Genomic DNA, 980 nt, shown 5'->3' on the forward strand with positions numbered 1-980 from the left:
ACCGGCATTCCCGTGACAAAGCAGACGTTCAGGAGCACCAACTGGCACAACTACAACAAAGCCCTCGTCAATCGTGGCTCCGTCACTTTCTGGCTGGATGACGAAGCGATTCAAGCCTGGTATGAGTCAGCAACGCCCGCAGCACGGGGACGACCTCAGCGCTATTCTGCCCTCGCTATCACCACTGTCCTGGTGGTTAAATGCGTCTTCCGGCTGACCCTCCGGGCCGCACAGGGCTTTATTGATTCTATTTTTACCCTGATGGGGGTCCCTCTGCGCAGTCCGGATTACACCAGTGTCAGCAAGCGGGCAAAGTCGGTTAATGTCAGTTTTAAAACACCCACCCGAGGTGAGATAGCGCATCTGGTAATTGATTCCACAGGGCTGAAAGTCTTCGGCGAAGGTGAGTGGAAAATCAAAAAACAGGGCAAAGAACGCCGTCGTGTCTGGCGGAAACTGCATCTGGCTGTTGATGCGCGCACGCATGAGGTTATTTGCGCGGATCTGTCGCTGAATAACGTTACCGATGCTGAAGCTTTCCCTGGACTTGTCCGGCAGACCCACCGGAAAATCAGGGCAGCAGCGGCGGACGGTGCTTACGACACCCGGCGGTGTCACGATGAATTACGGCGTAAGAAAATCAGCACCCTTATTCCTCCTCGAAAGGGAGCGGATTACTGGCCGGGTGAGTATGCAGATCGTAATCGCGCTGTTGCGAATCAGCGGCTAAGAGGGAGTAATGCACGGTGGAAACGGACAACAGATTATAACCGCCGGTCGATAGCAGAAACGGCGATGTACAGAATTAAACAACTGTTTGGTGGTTCACTAACGCTACGGGAGTATGATGCGCAGGTTGCAGAGGCTTTGGCCATGGTGCGTGCGCTGAATAAAATGACGAAGGCAGGAATGCCTGAAAGTGAGCGCATTGCCTGACAGCAGCAATCGCCTGCTGGGCTGCTTACCAAAAATCTGATTTA

At 53.6% G+C, this 980-nt stretch carries 1 protein-coding gene; it reads left to right on the plus strand.

The features are described from left to right. Positions 1 to 12: 12 nt before the first annotated feature. Complete coding sequence (locus tag EIEH_RS00100; RefSeq protein WP_015870883.1) at positions 13 to 936, plus strand: IS5 family transposase; 924 nt, start codon at positions 13 to 15, stop codon at positions 934 to 936. Positions 937 to 980: the final 44 nt, after the last annotated feature.

Source organism: Edwardsiella ictaluri ATCC 33202 (assembly GCF_000264785.1).
Classification (GTDB): domain Bacteria; phylum Pseudomonadota; class Gammaproteobacteria; order Enterobacterales; family Enterobacteriaceae; genus Edwardsiella; species Edwardsiella ictaluri.